A 21707-nucleotide genomic window follows, 5' to 3' on the forward strand; every position below is an offset into this window, starting at 1 on the left:
CGCCGCAGGAGCCGGAGTATGCGCGGCCGGGCGGCGTTTCACAGGAACCGGAGTACGCGCGGCCGGGAGGCGTTCCGCACGAGCAGGAGTACGCGCGGCCTGGTCCGTTCCCGCCTGAGCCGGGACGGTCTGGGCCGGGAGGGCCGGCGCCGGATCACGGGTGGCCGGGTGCGCCGTACTCGCCGGATCAAGGTCACGGTTCGGCCGGCGGCTTCGCGCCCGATCAGGCGCGACCGGCGGCGTTTGCGCCCGATCAGGCGCGACCGGCGGCGTTTGCGCCCGAACCGGATCACGGTCGGGAGCCGGCCTTCGGGGCGGAGCTTGGGCGGTCGTCCGGGCCGGATCCGGGGATGATCGACACTGACCCGGGGCGGTCCGCGGCGTTCGCGCGGGGCTTTGGGGACGAGCGGGAGCAGGCGGCTCCGTTTGTTCCGGCGCCGGGTCCGGTTCGGCCCAGCATGCCGGATCAGGGCTGGGCGGATCAGGCGCAACCGGATCAGGGCTGGGCGGATCCGGGGCGACCGGATCAAGGGCGACCGGATCAAGACTGGGCGGCGCAGGGGCCGGCGACGGTTGGAGCCGGGCACGGGTCACCGGAGGGGTTCGGGGCGGAACCCAGTGCTTTGGGGGCCTTCCGGTCTGACCCGGGGTCCGTGGCCGAGCGGCCGGCGGGGTACGAGCCCGGCTTGCGGGCGGCGCAGCGCCCGGCGGAGGTTGGGCCGGAGGTGGCGCCTCGGGCCTTCGACGGGGAAGCGGCGACCGTCTCGGCCGAGCGGCCTCCGCCGCCGGCATTCCAGCCGGTCCGGCGGGATCCGGCGTTTGCGGACCCGTCTGTGGGCGCAGAGGAGCAGGGATCCGCACCGGCCGACAGTGGGGACGTCGATCCGGACGCTTGGCCGGCGACCCGGACCGGGCCGGCGCTCGACGCTGAACCTGCCATGGGGCTCGGGCTCGGTGCTCGGTTGGCGGCCCTTCAGGCGCAATCGGGCGGGTTTGTGGTTATCACGCCCGACGAGACTGCGGAAGAAGCGCCCACGGGCACGGCGCGCGGCATTTGGGATCCCAAAGTGCCGGGCGTTCCGGCGGAACTCGACGAGGATGAGACGTCGCCCGGCGAAACTCTCACGCCGTCTCCCATTGAAGCGGACCTGGACGTGGACCCGGAACCGGCGCGCGCGCCCGAGCCCGAACCGGAGCCGGTGGTCTGGAATTATGCCGACTTCCCGCCGGCGAATACCACCGAGGAAGAGTTGCTCGAAGCGACGCGCAGCAATACCTCAAACCAGATGCTCTCGACGTTGCTGCTGGCCAAGGTGCTGATCCAGGGGTATTCGGCAGATCCGGCGCACTGGCCGACCGAAGAGATCAAGGGTAACCGGTACCTGGTGGCTTTCACATCGATGCAGCGGATGACCGCGCATTACGAAGCGACCTTGCCGGAGCCCGAACCGGTGCGGTTCACCACGGTAATTGCAAAGTGGCCCACCGAGGAGATCGGGTTCGCGCTGAATCCGGGTACGCCGATGGGTCGGCTGCTCGGTGGTAGCGAGGTTCGCGGGTTGGCCCGGTCGGCGGCGGAATTCGGATTGATTGACGCCGATGCGTTGGTGGCGGTGGCCGATGCCGAGGAGGCCAGCGCGCAGACGCAGCTGATCCCGGAGAAGAAGGCGGCGCCGGCGCCGGCCGGGTCGGATCAGCCGATGCTCATGCAGCGGACGATTGCCGCCGCGCAGGTGTCGATGTACCTCGAGCGCGGCTACGACCGGGTGTGCGGGTTCGTGCACCGGGCCGGCGAGTTGTCGCACCTCAGCAAGCCCGCCGATCTCTACCGGGCGCTCGGGCTGGTGTACAAGGATTCGCCGTTCGGGCTCGACGATGCCGAGGTCTACGTGCTGCGGTGGCCCGCGCACCTGCTCAGCCTGTACCGCATCCCGTACGGCGGGCAGACCGAAGAGGCGCTGAACGCCATGCAGGGCTGGATGATCGAGCGGGCGCCGTTCCGGGGCAACGGGTTCGCGCCCAGCGAGACCGGCGACGTGGTGTCGGAGTTCAAGATGGACAGCACGCGGCTGCCGCACGGCGCGCAGCTCTGGCGGTTGAACAGCGACGGCATCGAGACGCTGGTCGCGTTGTTCGATGCCGACGGCACGCGGTGGCGTCGGATCGGGTCGGGCGAGTCGTGATCCGCGACGGGTACGTCGCCAAGTGGCAGGGCGACGAGTACGAGGCCAGCCCCGACGGCAACGACGTGCGGCTGTACCGGGGAGACCCGGCCGACGGCTTCGAGGAGATCCGCGACGGGCGGTACCGGCGGATCGTTCCCGGCACCGACGTCAAGCTCGAGTACATCCGCACCGGGTGCCTGTGGCGCGGGCAGCCGTTCATCGTGCTGGCCGAGCACGAGGGGTGGTTGCGGGTCGAGTACACGGGCGGGCTGGCGCCGGTGGCGCGCCAACTCGGGCTGGAGGAGTTCGAGTTCGGCGTCTACCAGGGGTGGGCGCCGGCGGCCGAGGTGGCGGAGCTACGAGAGTTCCGCGCATAGCTCCTTCAGGGTGACCCACTCGTACGTCGAGCCGCAGGGCGGACCTTCGGCGATGCCGAGGCGCTGGTCGTCGAGGTCCAGGATCACCGAGAAGATCGTTTCGGACTTGTCGTCGTGGACGTCGCGGTCGTCGACGTGCCGGCAGATCGCGTTCGGGAACCCGGCGTGGTCGGCGAAGATGTCGACCATCGACATGCCGCCGGCGAGCAGCCGCCGGGCGCGGGCGGCCCGGAAGAACGACGAGCTGCCCAGGTCCTTCAGGTAGTCGCGCACGGCGACACCGGTCTCCAGATGGTTCGCGTGCGCGATGCGGCCCTGCTCGTCGGGGTGCAGGAAGCCGACGTCGCCGGGCACCAGCTCCACGTCGATGATTTCGCCGCCGCCGGGCCCGTCGTGGGCCTGGCCGATCAAAAGATTGATGGACGCGCTGCGCGGGCTCGAGCACACGCGTCTCAGCGCGATGGTGAGGTCGGACGACTCCAGTGCCGCCCGGAGGATGACGTGGTACGGGACGCCGCCGCGGATGCCGTCGCGGTCGCACCCGAGCATGTTGACGCACACCCCGACGCCGGCCGAGTTCAGCCCCGCCTTGCCCAGCATGCCCGCCTCGGCGAGCGTCGCCACGGAGAACCCGTTCTCGTCGGTGGTGGCCAGCAGGATGGAGTAGGGCCGCTGGTCGGGGTGCCAGTCCCAGTTCTGGCCGATCACCGTGCCGTCGCCGATCAGCCCGAGGGCGGTGCACTCCCGGAGCGCCGAACCGTAGAGCAGTTCCGTGCGACCGTTCAGCGCGTAGATCTCCTCGACGGCGACCCCGGAACCCTCGGCCACGCCGTCGAGCATCGCGGCGATCCGCGGGTGGTGCTCCCGCGTGGTGGTGCGGAACTCGGTGCCCCAGGCGCGCACCTCGCTGCGGCCGAGCCCGGCCCGGAGTCGGAACCTGGCCAGGTAGGTCTCGTTGTTCGCGGCGACGAGGTCGGCGGCGGCCGTGCCGTAGGCGGCGCCGCAATCGGCCGGGGGTCCGGAGACGGAGACGAGGGGCAGCGGGAGGGTCGCCATGGCACCGACGCTAGGCGCAGGGGCGAAAGGGCGCCACCGCATACCTCTAGGCTGGGCTGCATGAAGCGTGCCGTGGACGACTCGGCCGTGCTCGTCGACGGGCCGTGGACGCACCGGTTCGTCAGCGCGAACGGCACCCGGTTCCACGTCGTCGAGGCTGGCACCGGTCCGCTGGTGCTGTTCCTGCACGGATTCCCCGAGGCCTGGTTCGCCTGGGAGCGTCAGCTCGCCGCGGTGGCCGACGCCGGCTTCCGGGCGGTGGCCGTCGACCTGCGCGGTTACGGAGCCAGCGACAAGCCGCCGCGCGGCTACGACGGCTACACCATGGCCGGCGACGCCGCCGGGTTGATCCGGGCGCTGGGCGAGCGGCGGGCGGTGCTGGTCGGCGCCGGCTACGGCGGCATGGTCGCCTGGTCGACGGCGTGTTTCCACCCGAAACTGGTCCGGCGCCTGGTCGTGTTGAGCGCCGCGCATCCGCTGCGGCTCCGGGCGGGGCTTTTGGCGGACCCGCGGGGGCAGCTCGCCGCGTCGCTGCCGATGCTGCGGTTCCAGGTTCCGCGGATGGAGCACGCGTTGACCCGCGACGACGCGGCGGCCATCGGTGCCTACCTGCGGAAGTGGGTGGGTCCCTCCTGGCGGGATACCGCGGATTTCGCGGACTACGAGGCCCGCTGCCGGGAGGCGTTCCGCATCCAGCAGACGGCGTTCTGCGCGCTGGAGGCGTACCGCTGGGCGGTGCGGTCGGTGCTTCGGCTACAGGGGTACCGGTACGTCAAGCAGATGCAGCAGCCGATCATCAGCCCGACGCTGCAGCTGCACGGGTCGGCCGACACGGCGATTCTGCCCCGGACGGCGTTGGGGTCGGGCCGGTGGGTGCTGGCCGACTACGAGTGGCGGCTGCTCGACGGCGTCGGCCACTTCCCGCACCGGGAAGCGGCCGACCTGGTAACCGGCGAGATCCTTCGTTGGGCCAAGGAGTAACTAGTCTTCGGACTTTCCGGTCTTCATGCCCTCGGAGATCAGGTCCATGACGGACGAGTCCTGCAGGGTGGTCACGTCGCCCAGGGACCGGTTCTCGGCCACGTCGCGCAGGAGGCGGCGCATGATCTTGCCGGACCTGGTCTTCGGGAGTTCCTGCACGACCATGATCTGTCGCGGCTTGGCGATCGGGCCGATGGTCTTCGCCACGTGGTTGCGCAGTTCCTGAGCGAGTTCGTCGCCGTCCTTCACATCGCCACGCAGGATGACGAACGCGACCACGGCCTGGGTGGTCGTGGGATCGGTGGCGCCGACGACCGCCGCCTCGGCGACCTTCGGGTGGCTCACCAGCGCCGACTCCACCTCCGTCGTGGAGATGTTGTGGCCAGAGACGAGCATCACATCGTCGACGCGGCCGAGCAGCCACAGGTTGCCGTCCTCGTCGCGCTTGGCGCCGTCGCCGGCGAAGTAGATCCAGTCCTCGCCGTTGCCCGACCCGGCGCCGAACCGGGACCAGTACGTGTCGATGAACCGCTGGTCGTCGCCCCAGATCGTGCGGAGCATGCTCGGCCACGGGTCGCGGAGCACCAGGAAGCCACCGCCGCCGGCGGGCACCGACCGGGCCTCGTCGTCGACCACGTCGGCGGAGATGCCGGGCAGCGGGGTCATCGCCGAGCCGGGCTTCGCGTTCGTCACGCCGGGGAGCGGCGAGATCATGATCGCGCCGGTCTCCGTCTGCCACCAGGTGTCGACGACGGGGGTGCGGCCGCCGCCGATGTGTTCCCGGTACCAGATCCACGCCTCGGGGTTGATCGGCTCGCCGACGCTGCCGATGAGCCGCAGCGACGACAGGTCGAACTTCGCCGGGATGTCGTCGCCCCACTTCATGAACGTGCGGATCGCCGTGGGTGCGGTGTAGAGCAGCGTCACCTTGTACTTGTTGACGATCTCCCAGAACCGGCCGCGGTGCGGCGTGTCGGGCGTCCCCTCGTAGATGACCTGCGTGGCGCCGTTCGACAGCGGCCCGTAGACGATGTAGCTGTGCCCGGTGACCCAGCCGATGTCGGCGGTGCACCAGTAGATGTCGGTGTCGGGCTTGAGGTCGAAGACGGCGTTGTACGTCCAGCTCGCCTGGGTGAGGTAACCACCGCTGGTGTGCAGGATGCCCTTCGGCTTCGCCGTCGTGCCGCTGGTGTACAGGATGAACAGCGGGTTCTCGGCGTCGAACGACTGCGCGGTGTGCGCGGTGTCGGCCTTCTCGACCGTCTCGTGCCACCAGACGTCGCGGCCCTCGGTCCAGGCGACGTCTTCGCCGGTGCGCCGCACCACGAGCACCTTCTCGACGCTCGCGCAGCGCTCGGCCGCCTCGTCGACCGTCGGCTTGAGCGCGCTCGGCTTGCCCCGCCGGTAGCCGCCGTCGGCGGTGATCACGACCTTGGCGTTCGCGTCGTCGATGCGTCCCGACAGCGCCTCGACGCTGAACCCGCCGAACACGACGCTGTGGGTGGCGCCGAGCCGGGCGCAGGCCAGCATCGAAACCACGGCCTCCGGGATCATCGGGAGGTAGATCGCGACCCGGTCACCGGCGGTGACGCCGAGGGCGGTCAGCGCGTTCGCGGCCTGGTTGACCAGCTGCTGCAGGTCGGCGTACGTGATCTCGCGGGTGTCGCCGGGCTCGCCCTCCCAGTAGATGGCGACCTTGCTGCCGCGGCCGGCCTCGACGTGCCGGTCGACGCAGTTGTAGGCGACGTTGAGCTGGCCGCCCACGAACCACTTCGCGAAGGGCGGGTTCGACCAATCGAGTACCTCTGACCACTCCTGGGTCCAGTGCAGCCGCTTCGCCTGCTCGGCCCAGAACGCGAGGCGGTCCGCTTCCGCGTGCTCGTACGCCTCGGCCTTGACGTTCGCGTTCGCGGCCAGCTCGGCCGGTGGCGGGAACTGCCGTGTTTCGCTGAGCAGGTTGGCAAGGGTGTCAGCCATACGGCGGCTCCTCAATCGGCGTGAGATTCGGCGGGTCTCTTGCGTCCAATAACCTAATCCTGGCCTGCGGAGAGAGCGAGCCGCGCCCGCCACCCTGCGCCCAGCGGACGCCGCCGCGCGCTGTAGTGAGACGATTGCTCGATGATTCGCGACGCGCTCGCCCCGCTGCTCGAGCTGGCCGACGTGTCGGACGCGATCGAGTCGGCCCGGGCCGCGGCCGACGCGGCGTTCGCGCATCGGGCGCTGCGCCGGGGATCGGCCCGGGTCGCTGCCGAGGTAACGCTGCGCAACGCGGTTGCCAGCGCGGCGCTTGAGGGCTCTTCCTGGGACATTTCGGGCGTGCGCGCCGGAACCGTGACCGACCCCGTGCTGCAGGGCGCGGTGCGGGTGTCGGCGGAGATTCCGTCGCTGGCGCCGCGCTGGTTGAAGGCGCCGCCACAGGTGCTCACCCGGCTGCACATCCTGGCGGCCCGCGGAGTGGTGGCCGATCTCGGCCGGCCCGCGCCGCACGGTGGTGCGGCCCGGCTGCTTGCGTTGGGTTCGGTGCTCAACTCGTCGACGCCGGCCCTGTTGCGGTCGGCGGTGGTCCATGGGGAACTGCTCGCGCTGCGGGCGTTCGAGGGTCCCAACGGGGTGGTCGCGCGGGGCGCGGGGCGGCTCACGTTGATCGCCGCCGGGTTCGACCCGCGCGGGCTTCTTCCGATGGACGCGGGACATCATGACCGGGAGCCGGAGTACCTGGGTGCGGCGGGCGCCTTCGCAACCGGGACGCCGGACGGGCTGCGTTCGTGGATCAAGCACTGCGCCGAGGCGGTTCAGGTGGCCGCGGGTGTGCTGTCGACGATCTGCGACGAGATTTCTTAACTCCACATGGAGACGGCGCCCGATCGAGGGGCGCCGTCGACCACGTCCTACCGGGTTACCAGGCGTGCACTTGGGTTCGCAACCAGTAGACCGTTGTGGCGGTCAGCTGGAGCGTGCCTAACGCGGCTGTTCGCTCGTGGGTACCCGGAGGCCGTGACGGGCGGTTAGGCCCGCATCTCTCTTGGTACGCCCGTACTCGCTGGTAGGCAATGGCCCGAGCCGGTGAAACCACCCAGGTTGATCTTGATTTGGGGCTCAGGTGGCCGCGAGTTCGAGTTCGCGTTTTCTGTTCTTTCGGGCGCGTCCCCACAGGATGAGGCCGGTGGCCAGGCCCGCGGCCGCGACCAGAACGGCCGCCGTGACCGGTACCGCGGGACGCTCGCGCCACCGGCGCGACAGCGGCACCGGGTGACGGAACTCCAGGACGGGCCAGCCGCGCTCGGCGGCCACGCGGCGTAGCGCCCGGTCGGGATTCACCGCCGTCGGCCGGCCGACGCACGACAGCATCGGCACGTCGGTGATCGAGTCTGAGTACGCGAACGACTCGTCGAGGTTGTACCCGCGCTCCGCGGCAAGTTTCTGGATCTCGGTGACCTTGTTCTCGCCCGCCGCGTAGAAGTCGATGTCGCCCGTGTAGCAGCCGTCGTGTACCACCATGCGGGACGCGATGACATCGGTGATCCCGAGCACCTCACCGATCGGCTTGACCATCACGTCGCCGGAGCCGGACACCAGCACGACGTCGCGCCCGGCGGCCCGATGCTCACCGATCAGCGCGGCAGCCTCGGCGTAGACGTACGGGTTGATCAGCTCGTCGAGCGTTTCGCGGACGATCTGGTCGACCTGCTCGACCCGCCACCCCTTGCACAGTTCGGCCAGGTAGTCACGGGTGCGGGCCATGCCCTGCTCGTCGCTGCCGCCCATGCGCTGCAGGAGCTTGCCGTAGGCACCCATGATGACGTCGCGGCGGTTGATCAGCCCGTCGCGATAGAACGGTCGCCCGAACGCCAGGGCGCTCGACTTGGCGATGACCGTTTTGTCAAGGTCGAAGAATGCGGCACTCCCGCCCACGGCGGGGAGTCTATCCGTACCGGTGCAATGTTTCGGGTACACACCTATCGGGTTGCTGATCAAATCTGAACCGCGTGTTAAGACCGGCCTACTCGACGTGCGCCATGTTGCTCGTGCATGCTTACGTATGCGACACCGACTCACGTCTTGACGGTGTTGCCCTGATTGACGCTCGGCGGTTGCATCCCCCCGCTACCGCCGAGTGGGTTCGGCTCAAACCCCCCGGAGCCGGACTCATCGGCGACCCCCGTCTCCCCCGACGGGGGTCGTCTTCTCGATAGGGCCAGTTGCGCGGGTGTGCTATTGGCCTTCATCTCGGTTCTCCTCCTGGCGAGGCCGGCCGCCGCCACCGCCGCCAGCAGGTACAACCCGGCCTGGACGTTCAGCAGCATCACCAGGTCGACCCGGTCGCCGAGCAGGCCCGCCGCGATCATCCCGATCGCCTGGCCGGCCGCCATCACCGTGGTGACCGCGCCGAACACCCGCCCCACCCGGCCCTGGCCGGCCTCCTGCAGCACGCTGAACAGGCCGGTTATCGCCACAACTCCCGGCGCCCCGATCGCGACGAACAGCGCGATGTAGAGCGGCTGCGCGGTGGTGAACAGGGACCCGTTCCAGATCAGCAGGTCGAGGACCCCGAACGCACCCATGCCCCCGGCCACCAGCAGCCCGGCGCGGCAGCGACGGGCGAGCAGGCCCAGTGCCAGGCCGGCCGCGATCGCACCGATCGCCTGGACGCCGCGTAACAGGCCGGCCTCGTCGGCACCGCCCTGCAGCACCCGGTACACGAACGGGACGAACAGCACGACGAACATGCCCTGAGCGGCGGCGGACAGGCCGGCGACGATCAACCCGGCCCGGACCCGGCGGTGGTCGTAGGCGCCGCCCTCACCGGCCGGGTCGGGCTGTGGTGCCACCGCCTCGCGCCGGCCCGAACCGATCCGCGCGTACAGCACCGCCGCGAGGCCGAAGCTGACCGCGTCGACGATCACGATCGCCGGCAGGTCACCCAGCACCAGCAGGAACCCGCCGAGCGACCCGCCCACCAGGCGCCCGACGTTGTTGGAGAGCGACAGCAGCGAGTTCGCGCCGACCAGGTGCTCGCGCGGGGTGACGGCCGGCACCAGCGCGTTGCGCGTGGGCTCGGTGAACGCGGCGAGCCCGGCCTGGACGGCGATCACCGCGTAGACCACCCACAGCCGCCCGCCGGCGGCGAACAGCGGAAGCAGCGTGGCCGCCTGCGCGACCGACAACCAGATCAGCGCGCGCCGGCGGTTCCACCGGTCGGCCAATCGGCCGGCGAACGTGCCCAGCAGGATCGGCGGCGCCAGTTCCACCAGGAATGCGAGCGCCGTTCCGAGCGTGGAACCGGTGATCTCGTACACCAGGATCGGCAGGGCGACCAGGAGCAGCCAGTCGCCGGTCTCGGAGATCAGGCCCGCCGTGAGGAGGTTGCGGTAGTCGCGGATCCGCAGCGCCGTCATCGCTCACGCTCCAGGGGAAACGCGTTGAGACCGAGGTGCACGAGCTCGGCGCCGTCGACCGCGCCGCGGGTGGCGGCGATGAACGGGCGGATCAGCGCGTCGAGCCGCTGGTACAGCTCGGCCAGCTCGGTGGACGTCATGCGGAGCGTGTAGGTCGCCAGGCCGCCGGCCTCCCGCCAGGCCTCGTCGATGTGGTCGACGCGGCCCAGGTAGTCGCGGGCGAGCCGGTGGTCGCGTTGCAGCGTGATCGCCGCGAGGGTCTTGGTCTGTGGGCCGGAGCCGAACGAGAAACCGGTGATGGTCGCGCGCCAGGGCCGCTCGCGGTTGTCGCGCTGCCCGGTCTCCTGTGCTTCCTTTTGTTCCTTCGGTTCCTCGACCGGTTCTGGCTCGCTGGCCGGGTCAAGCGCCGGTTCCACCAGGCCGTGGCGGGCCAGGTAGCGCAGGTGGTAGCTGCAGTTCGAGGGCGTGTCGCCGATCGCGCGGGCGCACTGCGAGGCGGTTGCCGGACCGCTGGACATGAGGTGGTTCAGCAGGTCAAGACGCAGCGGATGGGCGAGCGCGGCGAGCTCGTCGGGCGTGCCGACGGTGCGGCGAGTCTCGTCGTCTGCGGCCACGGCGGCCTCCTCATCGGAATCTGAAAGACCCTTTCGGATCCGACCGTACGCCGTCCGCGTGGATTCCGAAAGAGTCTTTCAGGATCCGCTTCATCGATTGATCGACATGCGTCGAGCTTCGTTGTCCACAAGCACCCTCGCTGTCCACAGGCGGGCCGAATTTCGGCGCCGGCCGTCGGACCCGGGCGGTGGAGTGTCGGCCATGTCAGCCGAAGCACTCGCCATATCCCGTCCGCTGCTCGTCACCGACGACCCGCTTCTGCTCGACGAGGTGCTGAGCCTCGCGGGTGAAAGCGGTGCCGACGTCGAGGTGGCGCCCGATCCAACCGCGGCCCGCGACCGCTACGGGTCCGCGTCCCTCGTGCTGGTCGGCGTCGACCTGGCCGAGGCCTGTGCCCGTGCGCGGCTGCCGCGGCGCCCCGGGGTGGTCCTGGTCGGTGTCCAGCCCGACGAGGGCGAACCGCCGTGGCACCTCGCCGAACGGCTCGGCGCCGAGCACATCGCGCTGCTGCCCGAGGGCGCGCAGTGGCTCGCCGGCCGGCTGTCGGCGTCGGTCGGCCCCGAGTCCATCGGCGCGATGGTGGCGGTGCTCGGCGGTCGCGGTGGGGCGGGTGCCACCGTGCTCGCGTGCGGGCTCGCGGTCACGGCCGTCCGGCTGGGCCGGCGGGCGCTCATCGTCGACGGCGACCCGTTCGGCGGCGGGCTCGACCTCGTGTTCGGCTGGGAGGGCGTAGCCGGGCTGCGCTGGCCCGACCTCGCTCACACGGCCGGTGCGGTGGGCGTCCCGGCACTGGCCGACGCGTTGCCCGGCGAGGGTGCCCTCGCGGTCCTCTCGAACGATCGGGAAGACGGCCCGACGCTGCCGCTCGACGCGATGCTGGCGGCGCTCGCCACCGGCCGGCGCGGCTGGGACCTCACGGTGGTCGACCTGTCGCGGCGGTTCGACGACGCGTCGTTGGCTGCCCTCTCGGTCACCGATCACACGCTGCTGGTGGTGCCGGCCGAGTTGCGGGCCTGCGCCGCCGCGGCGCGGGTCGCCACCGAGGCGCTGCGCCACACCGGGTCGATGTCGTTGGTGGTCCGCAAACCGGCGCCGGGCAAGCTCTCGCCGCGCGAGATCTCCCGGGCGCTCGGCCTGCCGCTGGTCGGCACGTTGCGCTCGGAGCCGGCGATTGCCCGTGGCCTGGAACGGGGTGAGCCGCCGGCGGCCAATGGTGCGGGTCCGCTGGCCGAGCTCTGTACGCGCCTGGTCGACGTGCTGGACCTGAAGCCCCGGACGGTGGCCGCATGACCGAGCACTTGTGCGCACGAAGTGGGGACCCGGCATGACCGCGACTCCGGAGGTGGCCAGGTTCGCCGATCGGGTCCGGCGGCGGCTGGTCGAGACGGGCGGTGCTCCCACGGCCGCGCGGGTCGCGGCGACGGTGCAGGCCGAGCCGGGTGGCTCCGTGCTCGGGCAGGCGACGTTCGCCCGGCTGGTCGGCCGGATCACCGACGAGTTGGGCGGTGCCGGTCCGCTCGCCCCGTTGCTGGCCGAGGAGGAGGTCAGCGACGTGCTCGTCAACGGCGCCGAGGTCTGGGTCGACCGGGGAGGCGGGTTGGAGCGGGCCGGTGTCGACGTCGGCCGTCCCGACGACGTCCGTCGGCTGGCGCAGCGGCTCGCCGCGACGGCGGGGCGCCGGCTCGACGACGGCTGTCCGTACGCCGACGTTCCGCTGCCGGACGGGACGCGGCTGCACGCGGTGCTGCCACCGGTCGCCGTCGCCGGGCCATACCTGTCGCTGCGGGCCTTCCGCCGGCGGGTGTTCACCCTGGCCGAACTGGTCGACGCCGGCTCGGTGTCGCCGATGGGCGCGCGCCTGCTGAGCACGATCGTGGCCGGCCGGATCGCGTTCCTGATCACCGGCGGAACGGGCACCGGCAAGACCACGTTGTTGTCGGCCCTGCTCTCGCTGGTGCCGCAGAACGAGCGGATGGTCCTGGTGGAGGACGCCGCCGAACTGCGTCCGGCGCATCCGCACGTCGTCACGCTTCAGGCCCGTACCTCGAACGTCGAGGGCGCGGGCGGGGTGACACTGCGCGACCTGGTGCGGCAGGCGCTGCGGATGCGGCCCGACCGGCTGGTGGTCGGCGAGTGCCGCGGGTCCGAGGTGGTCGACCTGCTCGGTGCGCTCAACACCGGTCACGAGGGCGGTGCCGCCACCCTGCACGCGAACACGCCGGCCGACGTGCCGGCCCGGCTCGAGGCGCTCGGCCTGCTCGACGGCGTTCCGCGTGCCGCGTTGCACGCCCAGGTCGCCGCGGCGCTGCAGGTGGTGGTGCACCTGCGGCGGATCGGCGGGCAGCGGGTGGTCGACGAGATCTGCATGCTGCTGCCCGACGGTCCCGACCGGCTGGTGCGGGCCGTGCCCGCCTGGCACCGGGAACGCGGCTACGGCCCGGGGGCGGAGGCACTCGCCGGGCTCTGCGGCGCCGCCTGGCAGGCGTCGTGAGGGGCCGCAGGGGCCGGCGGCCCGGGCGACGTCTCGCCGCCGCCGTCCGGCCGGTCCGGACGGGCCCGCGGGCCGCGCACGCCGAGCGGCGGTCGTGGTCCGGTAGATCTTTCGCGGAGGCCATCGGGCGGCGCCCGTGGGCGGTGATCGCCGGTGTGGCGGTGGTTGCCGCGGCGGGCGCGGGCACCGCGAGCGGACTCGTGGCGGGCGCGGTGGCGGCCGTCTACGGCGGCGGTGCGGCCGGCCTGGAACTGCGGCGCCGACGGGCCGACCGCCACGCCAGGGCGGTCTCGGCGACCCTCGACACGGTCACCGAGATGGCGGCGGAACTACGGGCGGGAGCGGCGCCCGTGGTGGTGGTCGAGGCCGCCGGTGCGGTGCTCGCCGCCACGCCGGCCGAGCGCGCGTCGGTGCTGGCCGCCTGCGAGGTCAGTGAGCGCACCGGCGCGCCGCTCGCCGACGTGCTCGACGGGGTCGAGGGGTACCTGCGGCAGTCGAACCGGCTGCGGCAGTCGGCGGCCGCGCACCGGTCCGGTACGCGTGCGACGGCCGTGCTGCTGACGATGCTTCCGGCCGCCGGGGTGGCGGTCGGCTACGGCATCGGCGCAGACCCGCTGCGGCCGTTGTTCCACTCGGCGGTCGGAGTGGCGTGCGTGGCGGCCGCGTGCGTCCTGCAGGTCGGCGGCCTGGTGTGGACGGAGCGACTGTCCAAGGTGGACGCGTGAAGCGGCGGCGCCTGCTGGCGCTCGCGTGCGGCGTCATGGCCGGGGTGGTGCTCGGCGGTCGTGCGGGCGTCGCGGCCGGTGCCGTGCTGGTGGGCGTCCTGTGGTGGGCGCTGCCACGGGTTGCGGCCGCGCGGGCCGCGACCGCGCTGCGTCGGGCGGCGGCCGGGCTGCCCGACGCGGCCGACCTGCTCGCGGCCGCGCTTCGGGCCGGGGCGCCACCCGGGCAGGCGGCCGGTGTCGTCGGCACGGCCGTCGCGGGCCCGGTCGGTGAACGCCTGGCGCGGGTGGGCCGGGCGCTGCGGCTCGGTGACCCGCCCGCGCAGGCCTGGGCGCACATCGCCGACCTGCCGGGCGGCGAGCGGATGGCGCGGGCCGCTGTGCGCAGCGCCGACAGCGGCAGTGCCCTCGCCAGGGCCCTGTCCAGGTTGGCCGACGAGTTGCGGGCCGCTCGTGCGGCGGAGGCCGACGCGGCGGCGAGACGGGCCGGTGTGCTCGTCGTCCTGCCGCTCGGGATGTGCTTTCTGCCCGCGTTTCTGCTGGCCGGCGTGGTGCCGGTCGTCATCGCCGTCCTCGACGGCGTCCTCGGATGAGCAACCGCTCGTCCGGTACCGGATGAGCGGCCGCTCATCCACCAACACAAGGGGGAACTCATCACATGCTGGTACGGAAACTGGGCGCCCGGATCAGGTCCCGGCTGCGAGGGGACGGTGGCATGAACTCGGCGGAGTACGCCGTGGGCACGTTGGCCGCCGTGACGTTCGCCGGTGTGCTGCTCAAGGTGTTGTCCTCGGATCCGGTCCAGGCGGCGCTCAACGGCGTGATCCAACGGGCGCTCGCATGACGGGCGAGGCCGAGGAGCTGGATCTCACCGATCCCGACGGACGGTCCAGCGCGTGCGTCGGCGCGGTGCTCTCCGGGCGGGTCGACGCGCGTCCGGGTGACTGGCGGCGTCCGCCGAACCCGCGACCGCATGCCGGCCGGCCGCCCCGGCGGCGGGACCGGGGGTCGACCACGGCGGAACTGGCCGTCGCGTTGCCGGCGCTGATGGTGCTGTTGATCGTCGGCGTGCTCGCGGTGAAGGCGGTCGCCGTCAAGCTCCAGTGCGTGTCGGCGGCCCGGGAGGGCGCGCTCGGCGCCGCACGCGGTGACAGCGGCGAGGCCGCGGCCAGGCGGACGGCACCGGACGGGGCGTCGGTGTCGGTGGCCGTGGCCGGTGAACAGGCCCGGGCGACCGTGTCGGCGCCGGTCCAACTGCTCGGGGCGACGTTCACGGTCGGGGCGACGTCGACCGCGGCGGTCGAACCGGGTCAACCGTGATCGAGCGTCAGGGGCCGCCCGTCGCGGCGGGCGGCCCCGCGGCCGGCGTCGCCTGGGCTGAGGAGTGGGGCGAGCGGAGCGACGAGGGAAGGCGGCGCCTCCTCGGACCGCGGGGCTCGCGTGAGCGGAGCGAGCGCCGACAGCAGGGCCCCGCCGACCGCGGGTCCGCGTCGATCTGGGTGCTGGGCGTGGGGCTGGCGATCGTGCTGCTCGGGCTGGGTGCGGCCACGGTCGGGTCGGCGCTGGTGGCCCGGCACCGGGCGCAGGCGGCGGCGGATCTCGGGGCACTCGCCGGTGCTGTCCTGGTGGTGCACGGCGAGGCGGCGGCGTGCGATCGGGCCGCCGAGTTCGTGGTGGCCAACGGCGCGCGGTTGGGTGGGTGCCGGGTCGTGGGCCTCGACCTGATCGTGACCGCCGAGGTCGAGGTCCCGCGGATCGGGACGGCACGGGCTTCGGCGCGCGCCGGCCCGATCGGATCAGCCGCCGCCGGCGGGGGCGGTGCGTTCGGCCGTGGTCGGGCCGCCGGCGGATTCGAGGGCTTCGAGGACCGAGTCGAGGACGCCCACCGCACCGTCCTTGGCCAGGGGGCTGTTTCCGTTGCCGCACTTGGGCGACTGCACGCACGACGGGCACCCGGTCGCGCAGCCGCAGGTGGCGATCACCTCGCGGGTGGCCCGCAGCCAGTCGCCGGCGGCGTGGAAGGCGCGCTCGGCGAAGCCCGCACCGCCGGGGTGGCCGTCGTAGACGAAGACGGTGGCCGCGCCGGTGTCCGGGTGCATGGCGGTGGAGATCCCGCCGATGTCCCACCGGTCGCAGGTGGCCACCAGCGGGAGGAGACCGATCGCCGCGTGCTCGGCGGCGTGCAGGGCGCCGGGCACGTCGCCGGGGTCGATCGCGGCGCGGTCGAGGGCCTGTGCCGACACGGTCCACCACACCGCCACGGTGCGCAGCCGGCGGCTGGGCAGGTCGAGCGGACGGGTGTCGATCACCTCGCCGGACGGTCGCCGCCGCCGCTGGTAGCCGGTGATCTGGGCGGTCACCTCGACCTCGCCGAGGAACAGGCCGACCGGTCCGGCGTCGACGTACGAGCGCACCGACTCGACCGACAGCGCCGAGGAGTCGCGTGGGTGGGTGGTCCAGGGCGGGTTCTCGGCGTGCACCAGGGCGACGGCGTCGGCCAGGTCGAGGCCGTCGACGACGTAGCTGGCGCCCTGGTGGACGTACACGGCTCCGGGGTGCACGAGGAAGTGCGCGGAACCCGCGTCGACGGTGCCGAGCAGGCGACCGGTGTCCGACTCGACCACGGTCACCGGGGTGCCACCGGCGCCGCGCAGGTCGACGTCGGGACGGGCGTCACCGGTCCAGTACCAGCCGGTCGGGCGGCGGCGGACGACCCCAGCGGCGGTGAGGTCGGCGAGTGCCGCCTCGGCCGGCGCGCCGCCGAAGAGGGCGAGATCGGCGGGCTTGAGCGGAAGTTCGGCGGCGGCGGCCGCCAGGTGCGGGCCGAGGACGTGCGGGTTGGCGGGGTCGAGCACGCAGGCCTCCACCGGACGCCCGAACAGCGCCTCCGGGTGGTGCACCAGGTAGGTGTCGAGCGGGTCGTCGCGGGCCACCAGGACGCACACCGCGTCCCGACCGCGGCGGCCGGCGCGGCCCGCCTGCTGCCACATCGACGCGAGGCGGCCCGGGTAGCCGGTCATGATCACGGCGTCGAGGCCGGTGAGGTCGATGCCGAGTTCGAGCGCGTTGGTCGTGGCGAGGCCGAGCAGCGAGCCGTCGAGCAGCCGGCGTTCGAGGTCGCGGCGCTCCTCGGGCAGGTAACCGCCGCGGTAGGCGGCCACCCGGTCGGCGAGTTCGTCGTCCACCTGCGCCAGCGCTTCGCGGGCGAGGGCCGCGACAGTCTCGGTGCCCTGGCGCGAGCGGACGAACGTCAACGTGCGGATGCCACCGGCGACCGCGTCGGCCAGCAGGTCGGCCGCTTCACGGGCCGCGGACCGCCGGACCCGAGGGACGCCGGGCGCGGGCTCGTCCTCGGGTTCTTGAGCATGGCCGAGAGAGAGGAGGGGCGGTTCCCACAGCGCGAACGCGAGCCCGCCACGCGGCGACGCGTCCTCGGTGACCTCGTGCACGTCGGCGCCGATCAACCGGCCAGCGGTCGTCCCCGGTTCGCCGGCGGTGGCCGAGGCCAGCACGAACACCGGCTGCCGGCCGTAGCGGGCGGCCACCCGACGCAGGCGGCGCAGAACGTGCGCCACGTGCGAACCGAAGACGCCGCGGTAGGCGTGGCACTCGTCGACCACCACGTACCGGAGCCGCCGCAGGAACGCCGACCAGGACTCGTGGCGGGGGAGGATGCCGCGTCCGACCATGTCGGGGTTGGTCAGCACGAACCGGCTGTGCTGGCGTGCCCAGTCGCGCTCCTCGCGCGGCGTGTCGCCGTCGTAGCAGGCCGCGCGCACACCGGTGAGCCCGAGCGCGTCGACGGCGCGGAGCTGGTCGGCGGCCAGGGCCTTTGTCGGTGCGAGGTAGAGCGCGGTGGCGCGCGGGTCGTCGAGCAGCGCGCCGAGCACCGGCAACTGGTACGCCAACGACTTGCCCGACGCCGTGCCGGTCGCGATCACCACGTGCCGGCCGGCGTGCGCGTGGTCGGCGGCGGCCACCTGGTGCCGCCACGGCATCCGGATGCCCTGGTCGACGAATGCCGAGCGCAACGCGGGCGGGGTCCACCCCGGCCAGTCGGCGGTGACGCCGGGACGGGGCGGCAACAGTTCGAGGTGGGTCAGGCACGTGGCGTCACGGCCCTGGAGGAGGCGCGTATGGAGGACTCGGGTGTCCGCGGGCACCGGGGGGATCGTCAGCGAGCGAGCCCGTGCCACAGTGGTCACACAGTGCACTCTGGCATCCGTGGCCACGGCGCACCACGCCGCCACGCCGACCGACGTCCCCGGCCGGAACCCCGTTGGCGGGCTCTCCGTCGCCGGGTTCGGATGTCGGTGGTTAGATAACTGTGGTTCCGGGAACGTTGCGGGCTGTATGCCTGGAACCCATGCCGGGCCACGTAGTTGCTGAGGGAGGTCGTATGGAACTGTCGCTGTCGACCCACACCGTCGGCGAGCACACGGTGCTGGAGGTCGGCGGCGAGGTCGACGTCTACACCGCGCCGCGACTCCGGGAACGGCTCATCGAGCTGGTCGAAGGTGGCGCGCGTCATGTGGTCGTCGATCTGAGCCGGGTCGAGTTTCTCGACTCCACCGGCCTCGGCGTGCTCGTGGGCGCGCTGAAGCGGCTCCGTGCCGTCAACGGCACCCTCGGGCTCGTCTGCGCCCACGAGAGGTTGCTGAAGATCTTCCGCATCACCGCACTCGACCGCGTGTTCGCGCTGTACGACACGGTCGAGGCGGCCACCGCCGCAACGGGTGCGGACCCGGATCAGACCGCCTAACCCGATGGCCACTGTACGGCTGTCGTTCTCGCCTGCGCCGGCGCACGTGCGCACCGCCCGGCTCGTCGCTGTCGCGGTGGCGCGGCGCGCCGGCGTCTCCGAGGAGTTCCTCGAGGAGATCCGTCTGGCCACCGGTGAGGCGTGCTCACGAGCGGTGGCGCTGCACCGGTCGCACGGCGTCAGCGACCTGGTGGAGGTGTCGCTGCGAGACGGCGAACGCTTCACGGTCGAGGTCGTCGACCGGGCCAGCAACGGCTCGGCGCTGGTGGGCTCGCCGTCGGAGCCCGGCCTGTTCCTGGTCGAACCCGTCGTGCCGCTGACCGTCTCGCCCGAGTCCCTGACCGAGGAGGACCTCGCCGAGCGCATGGGCCTGGCTCTGCTCGCCGGTCTCGTCGACGACATCGCGGTGGCGCCGGTGTCCGACGGGGAGGGCACGGAGGTCCGCATGTCCTGGCCGCTGCAGAAGATGGGCCGCGTCGGAGACCGGTAGGGGTCACGCGCGGTTCGGCTGGGTCGGGTTGGTCAGGAGTGCTGCCCGTTCCCGGTGTGAGTAGCGACACGCCGGTTCGCTAAAGTACCCGGGTTACGCATCGCGTCAGCCCTGGTAGTCGCGGTGTGCTTCCAACTCAGAAGAGTGGCCGCCGCCGGCGCAGGCCTGCGCGGCTGTGATGTGTCGGTACAGGAGGACAACGGATGTCCCGGGAAATCGCCGCTGGCGGCGAGCTATCCCTGACCGGAAGTAATGTGACCTACGTCGTAATCGCGGCCGTCATCGCGCTTGTGGCACTGGGTTTCGCGGCTGCGCTCACCAAAGCCGTCCTCGCCGCCGGTCGGGGAACCAACAAGATGCAGGAGATCGCGGCTGCCGTACAGGAGGGTGCTTCCGCCTACCTGGTGCGTCAGTTCAAGACGCTCGGAATCTTCGTCGTTATCGCGGTCGTACTGCTGTTCCTGCTCCCGGTGTCCGATGCCGGTGACAACGAGACGATGGTCAAGATCGGTAGATCGGCCTTCTTCGTGGTCGGCGCCGTGTTCTCGGCGATCATCGGTGGTGCGGGCATGGCGCTGGCCACCCGCGCCAACCTGCGGGTCGCCGCCGCGGCCCGCGAGGACGGCGGGCGCGAGAAGGCGATGCAGATCGCGTTCCGCACCGGTGGTGTCGTCGGCTTCATGACCGTCGGCCTCGGCCTGCTCGGTGCGGCGTCGGTGGTGCTGATCTACAAGGGCGACGCCCCCACGGTCCTCGAAGGCTTCGGCTTCGGCGCCGCGCTGCTCGCGATGTTCATGCGGGTCGGCGGCGGCATCTTCACCAAGGCCGCCGACGTGGGCGCCGACCTCGTCGGCAAGGTCGAGCAGGGTATCCCCGAAGACGACCCGCGCAACGCCGCCACGATCGCCGACAACGTCGGTGACAACGTGGGTGACTGCGCCGGCATGGCCGCGGACCTGTTCGAGTCGTACGCGGTGACGCTGGTCGCGGCCCTGATCCTGGGCCGGGTGGCATTCGGCGAGGAAGGGCTGGTCTTCCCGCTCATCGTGCCGACGATCGGTGTGCTCACGGCAATTGTCGGTGTGTTCATCACGCGGCTGCGCAAGAGCGACAAGAACGGCCTCACCGCGATCAACCGGGCCTTCTACATCTCGGCCTTCATCTCCGCCGTGGCGGTCAGCGGTGCCGCGCTGGCGTACCTGAAGTCGGACTGGGCGGCGCTGGTCGGTGACGACTGGCGTACCACGCTCAAGCTCGACGCGACCGAGACGCTCCCGCTGAACCCGCAGGCCTTCGCGATCATCGCGGTGGTCATCGGCATCGTGCTGGCCGCCGTGATCCAGGCCCTGACCGGCTACTTCACCGAGACCGAGCGGCGTCCGGTGCAGGACATCGGCAAGACGTCGCTCACCGGGCCGGCCACCGTGGTGCTCGCCGGCATCAGCGTCGGCCTGGAGTCGGCGGTGTACTCGGCGATCGTCATCGGTGCCGGCGTGTACGGCGCCTACCTGCTCGGTGGCGGTTCGATCATCCTGTCGCTGTTCGCGGTGGCGCTGGCCGGTACCGGTCTGCTCACCACGATCGGCGTCGTCGTCGCGATGGACACGTTCGGCCCGATCAGCGACAACGCGCAGGGCATCGCGGAGATGTCGGGCGACATCGACGAGCGGGGCGCCCGCACCCTGACCGACCTCGACGCGGTGGGCAACACGACCAAGGCGATCACCAAGGGCATCGCGATCGCGACGGCGGTGCTCGCCGCGACCGCGCTGTTCGGCTCGTACACGACGAACCTGGAGACGGCGCTCGCCGAGCGGTTCACCGACGAGGGGACGCCGGCCGACGGACTGGCCGCGCGAATCTTCGAGGAGACGTCGAACCTGCTGAACATCGCCGACCCGCGGAACCTCGTGGGCCTGCTGCTCGGTGCGGCCGTCGTCTTCCTGTTCTCGGGCCTCGCGATCAACGCGGTGTCCCGGTCGGCCGGCGCGGTCGTGGTCGAGGTCCGTCGCCAGTTCCGCGAACTGCCCGGCATCATGGACTACACCCAGCGGCCCGAGTACGGCAAGGTCGTCGACATCTGCACCCGGGACGCGCAGCGTGAGCTGCTCACCCCCGGTCTGCTGGCGATCATGGCGCCGATCGCGGTGGGCTTCGGCCTCGGCGTCGGCGCGCTGGCCAGCTACCTCGCCGGTGCGATCGGTGCCGGCACGCTGATGGCGGTGTTCCTGGCCAACTCCGGTGGTGCCTGGGACAACGCGAAGAAGATGGTCGAAGACGGCAAGTACGGCGGCAAGGGTTCGCCGGCGCACGAGGCGACGGTCATCGGCGACACCATCGGTGACCCGTTCAAGGACACCGCCGGTCCGGCGATCAACCCGCTGCTCAAGGTGATGAACCTTGTCTCGCTGCTGATCGCACCGGCGATCGTGCTGCAGTTCGGCAAGGACGCCAACCCGGCCGTCCGGATCTCCATCGCGGTGGGGGCGGCCCTGATCGTGGCCGGCGCCGTCTACTGGAGCAAGCGGAAGCCGATCTCGGTCGACGCCGGCGACGGCGGTGGCGGCGATGGTGGCGGTGGTGGCTCTGAGCCACAGCCGCAGCCGGAGGCGCAGACCCGCGTAGGCGCCTGACCACGCGAGCAACTAAAGA

At 72.0% G+C, this 21707-nt stretch carries 19 protein-coding genes and 1 pseudogene; 14 read left to right on the forward strand and 6 right to left on the reverse strand.

All coding sequences use genetic code 11. The annotated features are described in order from the left end of the window. Positions 1 to 833 precede the first annotated feature (833 nt). Together Vau01_RS46150 and Vau01_RS46155 are read left to right on the forward strand one after the other, a co-directional pair. Entirely contained in the window at positions 834 to 2183 is a 1350-nt protein-coding gene (locus Vau01_RS46150) for an SseB family protein (protein ID WP_204006861.1), read from the forward strand. Then, entirely contained in the window at positions 2180 to 2542 is a 363-nt protein-coding gene (locus Vau01_RS46155; protein ID WP_204006862.1) for a UCP033725 family protein, read from the forward strand. The genes Vau01_RS46150 and Vau01_RS46155 overlap by 4 nt, the downstream gene beginning before the upstream one ends. Here the strand turns inward: Vau01_RS46155 and Vau01_RS46160 are convergent. Continuing rightward, complete coding sequence (locus Vau01_RS46160) at positions 2522 to 3598, reverse strand: C45 family autoproteolytic acyltransferase/hydrolase (RefSeq protein WP_204006864.1); 1077 nt, start codon at positions 3596 to 3598, stop codon at positions 2522 to 2524. The genes Vau01_RS46155 and Vau01_RS46160 overlap by 21 nt on opposite strands. A 60-nt stretch (positions 3599 to 3658) precedes the next feature. Here Vau01_RS46160 and Vau01_RS46165 point away from each other — a divergent pair, with 60 nt between their 5' ends. Then, the gene (locus tag Vau01_RS46165) at positions 3659 to 4579 is read left to right on the forward strand and encodes an alpha/beta fold hydrolase (protein WP_204006866.1); all 921 of its coding nucleotides are present in this window, start codon (positions 3659 to 3661) and stop codon (positions 4577 to 4579) included. Here Vau01_RS46165 and acs read toward each other — a convergent pair whose 3' ends face one another. Then, entirely contained in the window at positions 4580 to 6556 is a 1977-nt protein-coding gene (gene acs, locus Vau01_RS46170; RefSeq protein ID WP_204006868.1) for an acetate--CoA ligase, read from the reverse strand. Positions 6557 to 6697: 141 nt separating this feature from the next. Between acs and Vau01_RS46175 the strand changes: the two genes are divergently transcribed. Then, positions 6698 to 7420 carry a Fic family protein gene (locus tag Vau01_RS46175; protein ID WP_204006870.1) on the forward strand — a complete coding sequence of 241 codons (723 nt, stop codon included), beginning with the start codon at positions 6698 to 6700 and terminating at the stop codon, positions 7418 to 7420. A gap of 255 nt (positions 7421 to 7675) precedes the next feature. On the opposite strand, the gene Vau01_RS46180 is transcribed toward Vau01_RS46175, so the two are convergent. From Vau01_RS46180 to Vau01_RS46190, 3 genes are all read right to left on the reverse strand, one after another. Then, a complete protein-coding gene (locus tag Vau01_RS46180; RefSeq protein ID WP_204006871.1) occupies positions 7676 to 8491 on the reverse strand; it encodes an HAD family hydrolase in 816 nt (271 codons plus the stop codon). 140 nt (positions 8492 to 8631) lie between these two features. Further along, positions 8632 to 9975: an MFS transporter gene (locus Vau01_RS46185; protein WP_204006873.1), complete on the reverse strand. Its 1344-nt coding sequence runs from the start codon at positions 9973 to 9975 to the stop codon at positions 8632 to 8634. Beyond that, on the reverse strand, positions 9972 to 10589 hold the full coding sequence (locus tag Vau01_RS46190) for a winged helix-turn-helix domain-containing protein (RefSeq protein ID WP_204006874.1): 618 nt from the start codon (positions 10587 to 10589) through the stop codon (positions 9972 to 9974). Before Vau01_RS46190 ends, Vau01_RS46185 begins: the two co-directional genes overlap by 4 nt. A gap of 202 nt (positions 10590 to 10791) precedes the next feature. Between Vau01_RS46190 and ssd the strand changes: the two genes are divergently transcribed. The 7 genes and pseudogenes from ssd to Vau01_RS64835 form a co-directional block, all read left to right on the forward strand. Further along, complete coding sequence (ssd, locus tag Vau01_RS46195; protein WP_204006876.1) at positions 10792 to 11880, forward strand: septum site-determining protein Ssd; 1089 nt, start codon at positions 10792 to 10794, stop codon at positions 11878 to 11880. A gap of 34 nt (positions 11881 to 11914) precedes the next feature. Continuing rightward, the gene (locus Vau01_RS46200) at positions 11915 to 13081 is read left to right on the forward strand and encodes a TadA family conjugal transfer-associated ATPase (protein WP_204006878.1); all 1167 of its coding nucleotides are present in this window, start codon (positions 11915 to 11917) and stop codon (positions 13079 to 13081) included. Then, on the forward strand, positions 13078 to 13806 hold the full coding sequence (locus tag Vau01_RS46205; RefSeq protein WP_204006880.1) for a type II secretion system F family protein: 729 nt from the start codon (positions 13078 to 13080) through the stop codon (positions 13804 to 13806). Before Vau01_RS46200 ends, Vau01_RS46205 begins: the two co-directional genes overlap by 4 nt. Next, a complete protein-coding gene (locus tag Vau01_RS46210) occupies positions 13803 to 14396 on the forward strand; it encodes a type II secretion system F family protein (RefSeq protein WP_239152403.1) in 594 nt (197 codons plus the stop codon). The genes Vau01_RS46205 and Vau01_RS46210 overlap by 4 nt, the downstream gene beginning before the upstream one ends. Before the next feature lie 65 nt (positions 14397 to 14461). Beyond that, positions 14462 to 14647: a DUF4244 domain-containing protein gene (locus tag Vau01_RS46215; RefSeq protein WP_204006882.1), complete on the forward strand. Its 186-nt coding sequence runs from the start codon at positions 14462 to 14464 to the stop codon at positions 14645 to 14647. Then, positions 14644 to 15123, forward strand: a complete 480-nt coding sequence (locus Vau01_RS63930; protein WP_239152405.1) for a TadE family type IV pilus minor pilin — start codon at positions 14644 to 14646, stop codon at positions 15121 to 15123. Before Vau01_RS46215 ends, Vau01_RS63930 begins: the two co-directional genes overlap by 4 nt. Next, a pseudogene (locus tag Vau01_RS64835) lies at positions 15120 to 15533 on the forward strand (Rv3654c family TadE-like protein); the annotation flags it as partial. The gene Vau01_RS63930 and the pseudogene Vau01_RS64835, both read left to right, overlap by 4 nt. A gap of 66 nt (positions 15534 to 15599) precedes the next feature. On the opposite strand, the gene sftH reads toward Vau01_RS64835, so the two are convergent. After that, positions 15600 to 18053 carry a DEAD/DEAH box helicase gene (gene sftH, locus Vau01_RS46230; RefSeq protein WP_373320413.1) on the reverse strand — a complete coding sequence of 818 codons (2454 nt, stop codon included), beginning with the start codon at positions 18051 to 18053 and terminating at the stop codon, positions 15600 to 15602. A gap of 149 nt (positions 18054 to 18202) precedes the next feature. On the opposite strand from sftH, the gene Vau01_RS46235 reads away from it, so the two are divergent. From Vau01_RS46235 to Vau01_RS46245, 3 genes are all read left to right on the forward strand, one after another. After that, a complete protein-coding gene (locus Vau01_RS46235; protein WP_204006886.1) occupies positions 18203 to 18565 on the forward strand; it encodes an STAS domain-containing protein in 363 nt (120 codons plus the stop codon). Between the two features lie 4 nt (positions 18566 to 18569). Continuing rightward, the gene (locus Vau01_RS46240; protein WP_204006888.1) at positions 18570 to 19055 is read left to right on the forward strand and encodes an ATP-binding protein; all 486 of its coding nucleotides are present in this window, start codon (positions 18570 to 18572) and stop codon (positions 19053 to 19055) included. 203 nt (positions 19056 to 19258) lie between these two features. Beyond that, positions 19259 to 21688: a sodium-translocating pyrophosphatase gene (locus tag Vau01_RS46245; RefSeq protein WP_204006890.1), complete on the forward strand. Its 2430-nt coding sequence runs from the start codon at positions 19259 to 19261 to the stop codon at positions 21686 to 21688. The last annotated feature ends 19 nt before the right edge of the window (positions 21689 to 21707 follow it).

It is taken from the genome of Virgisporangium aurantiacum, assembly GCF_016863635.1.
GTDB lineage: Bacteria > Actinomycetota > Actinomycetes > Mycobacteriales > Micromonosporaceae > Virgisporangium > Virgisporangium aurantiacum.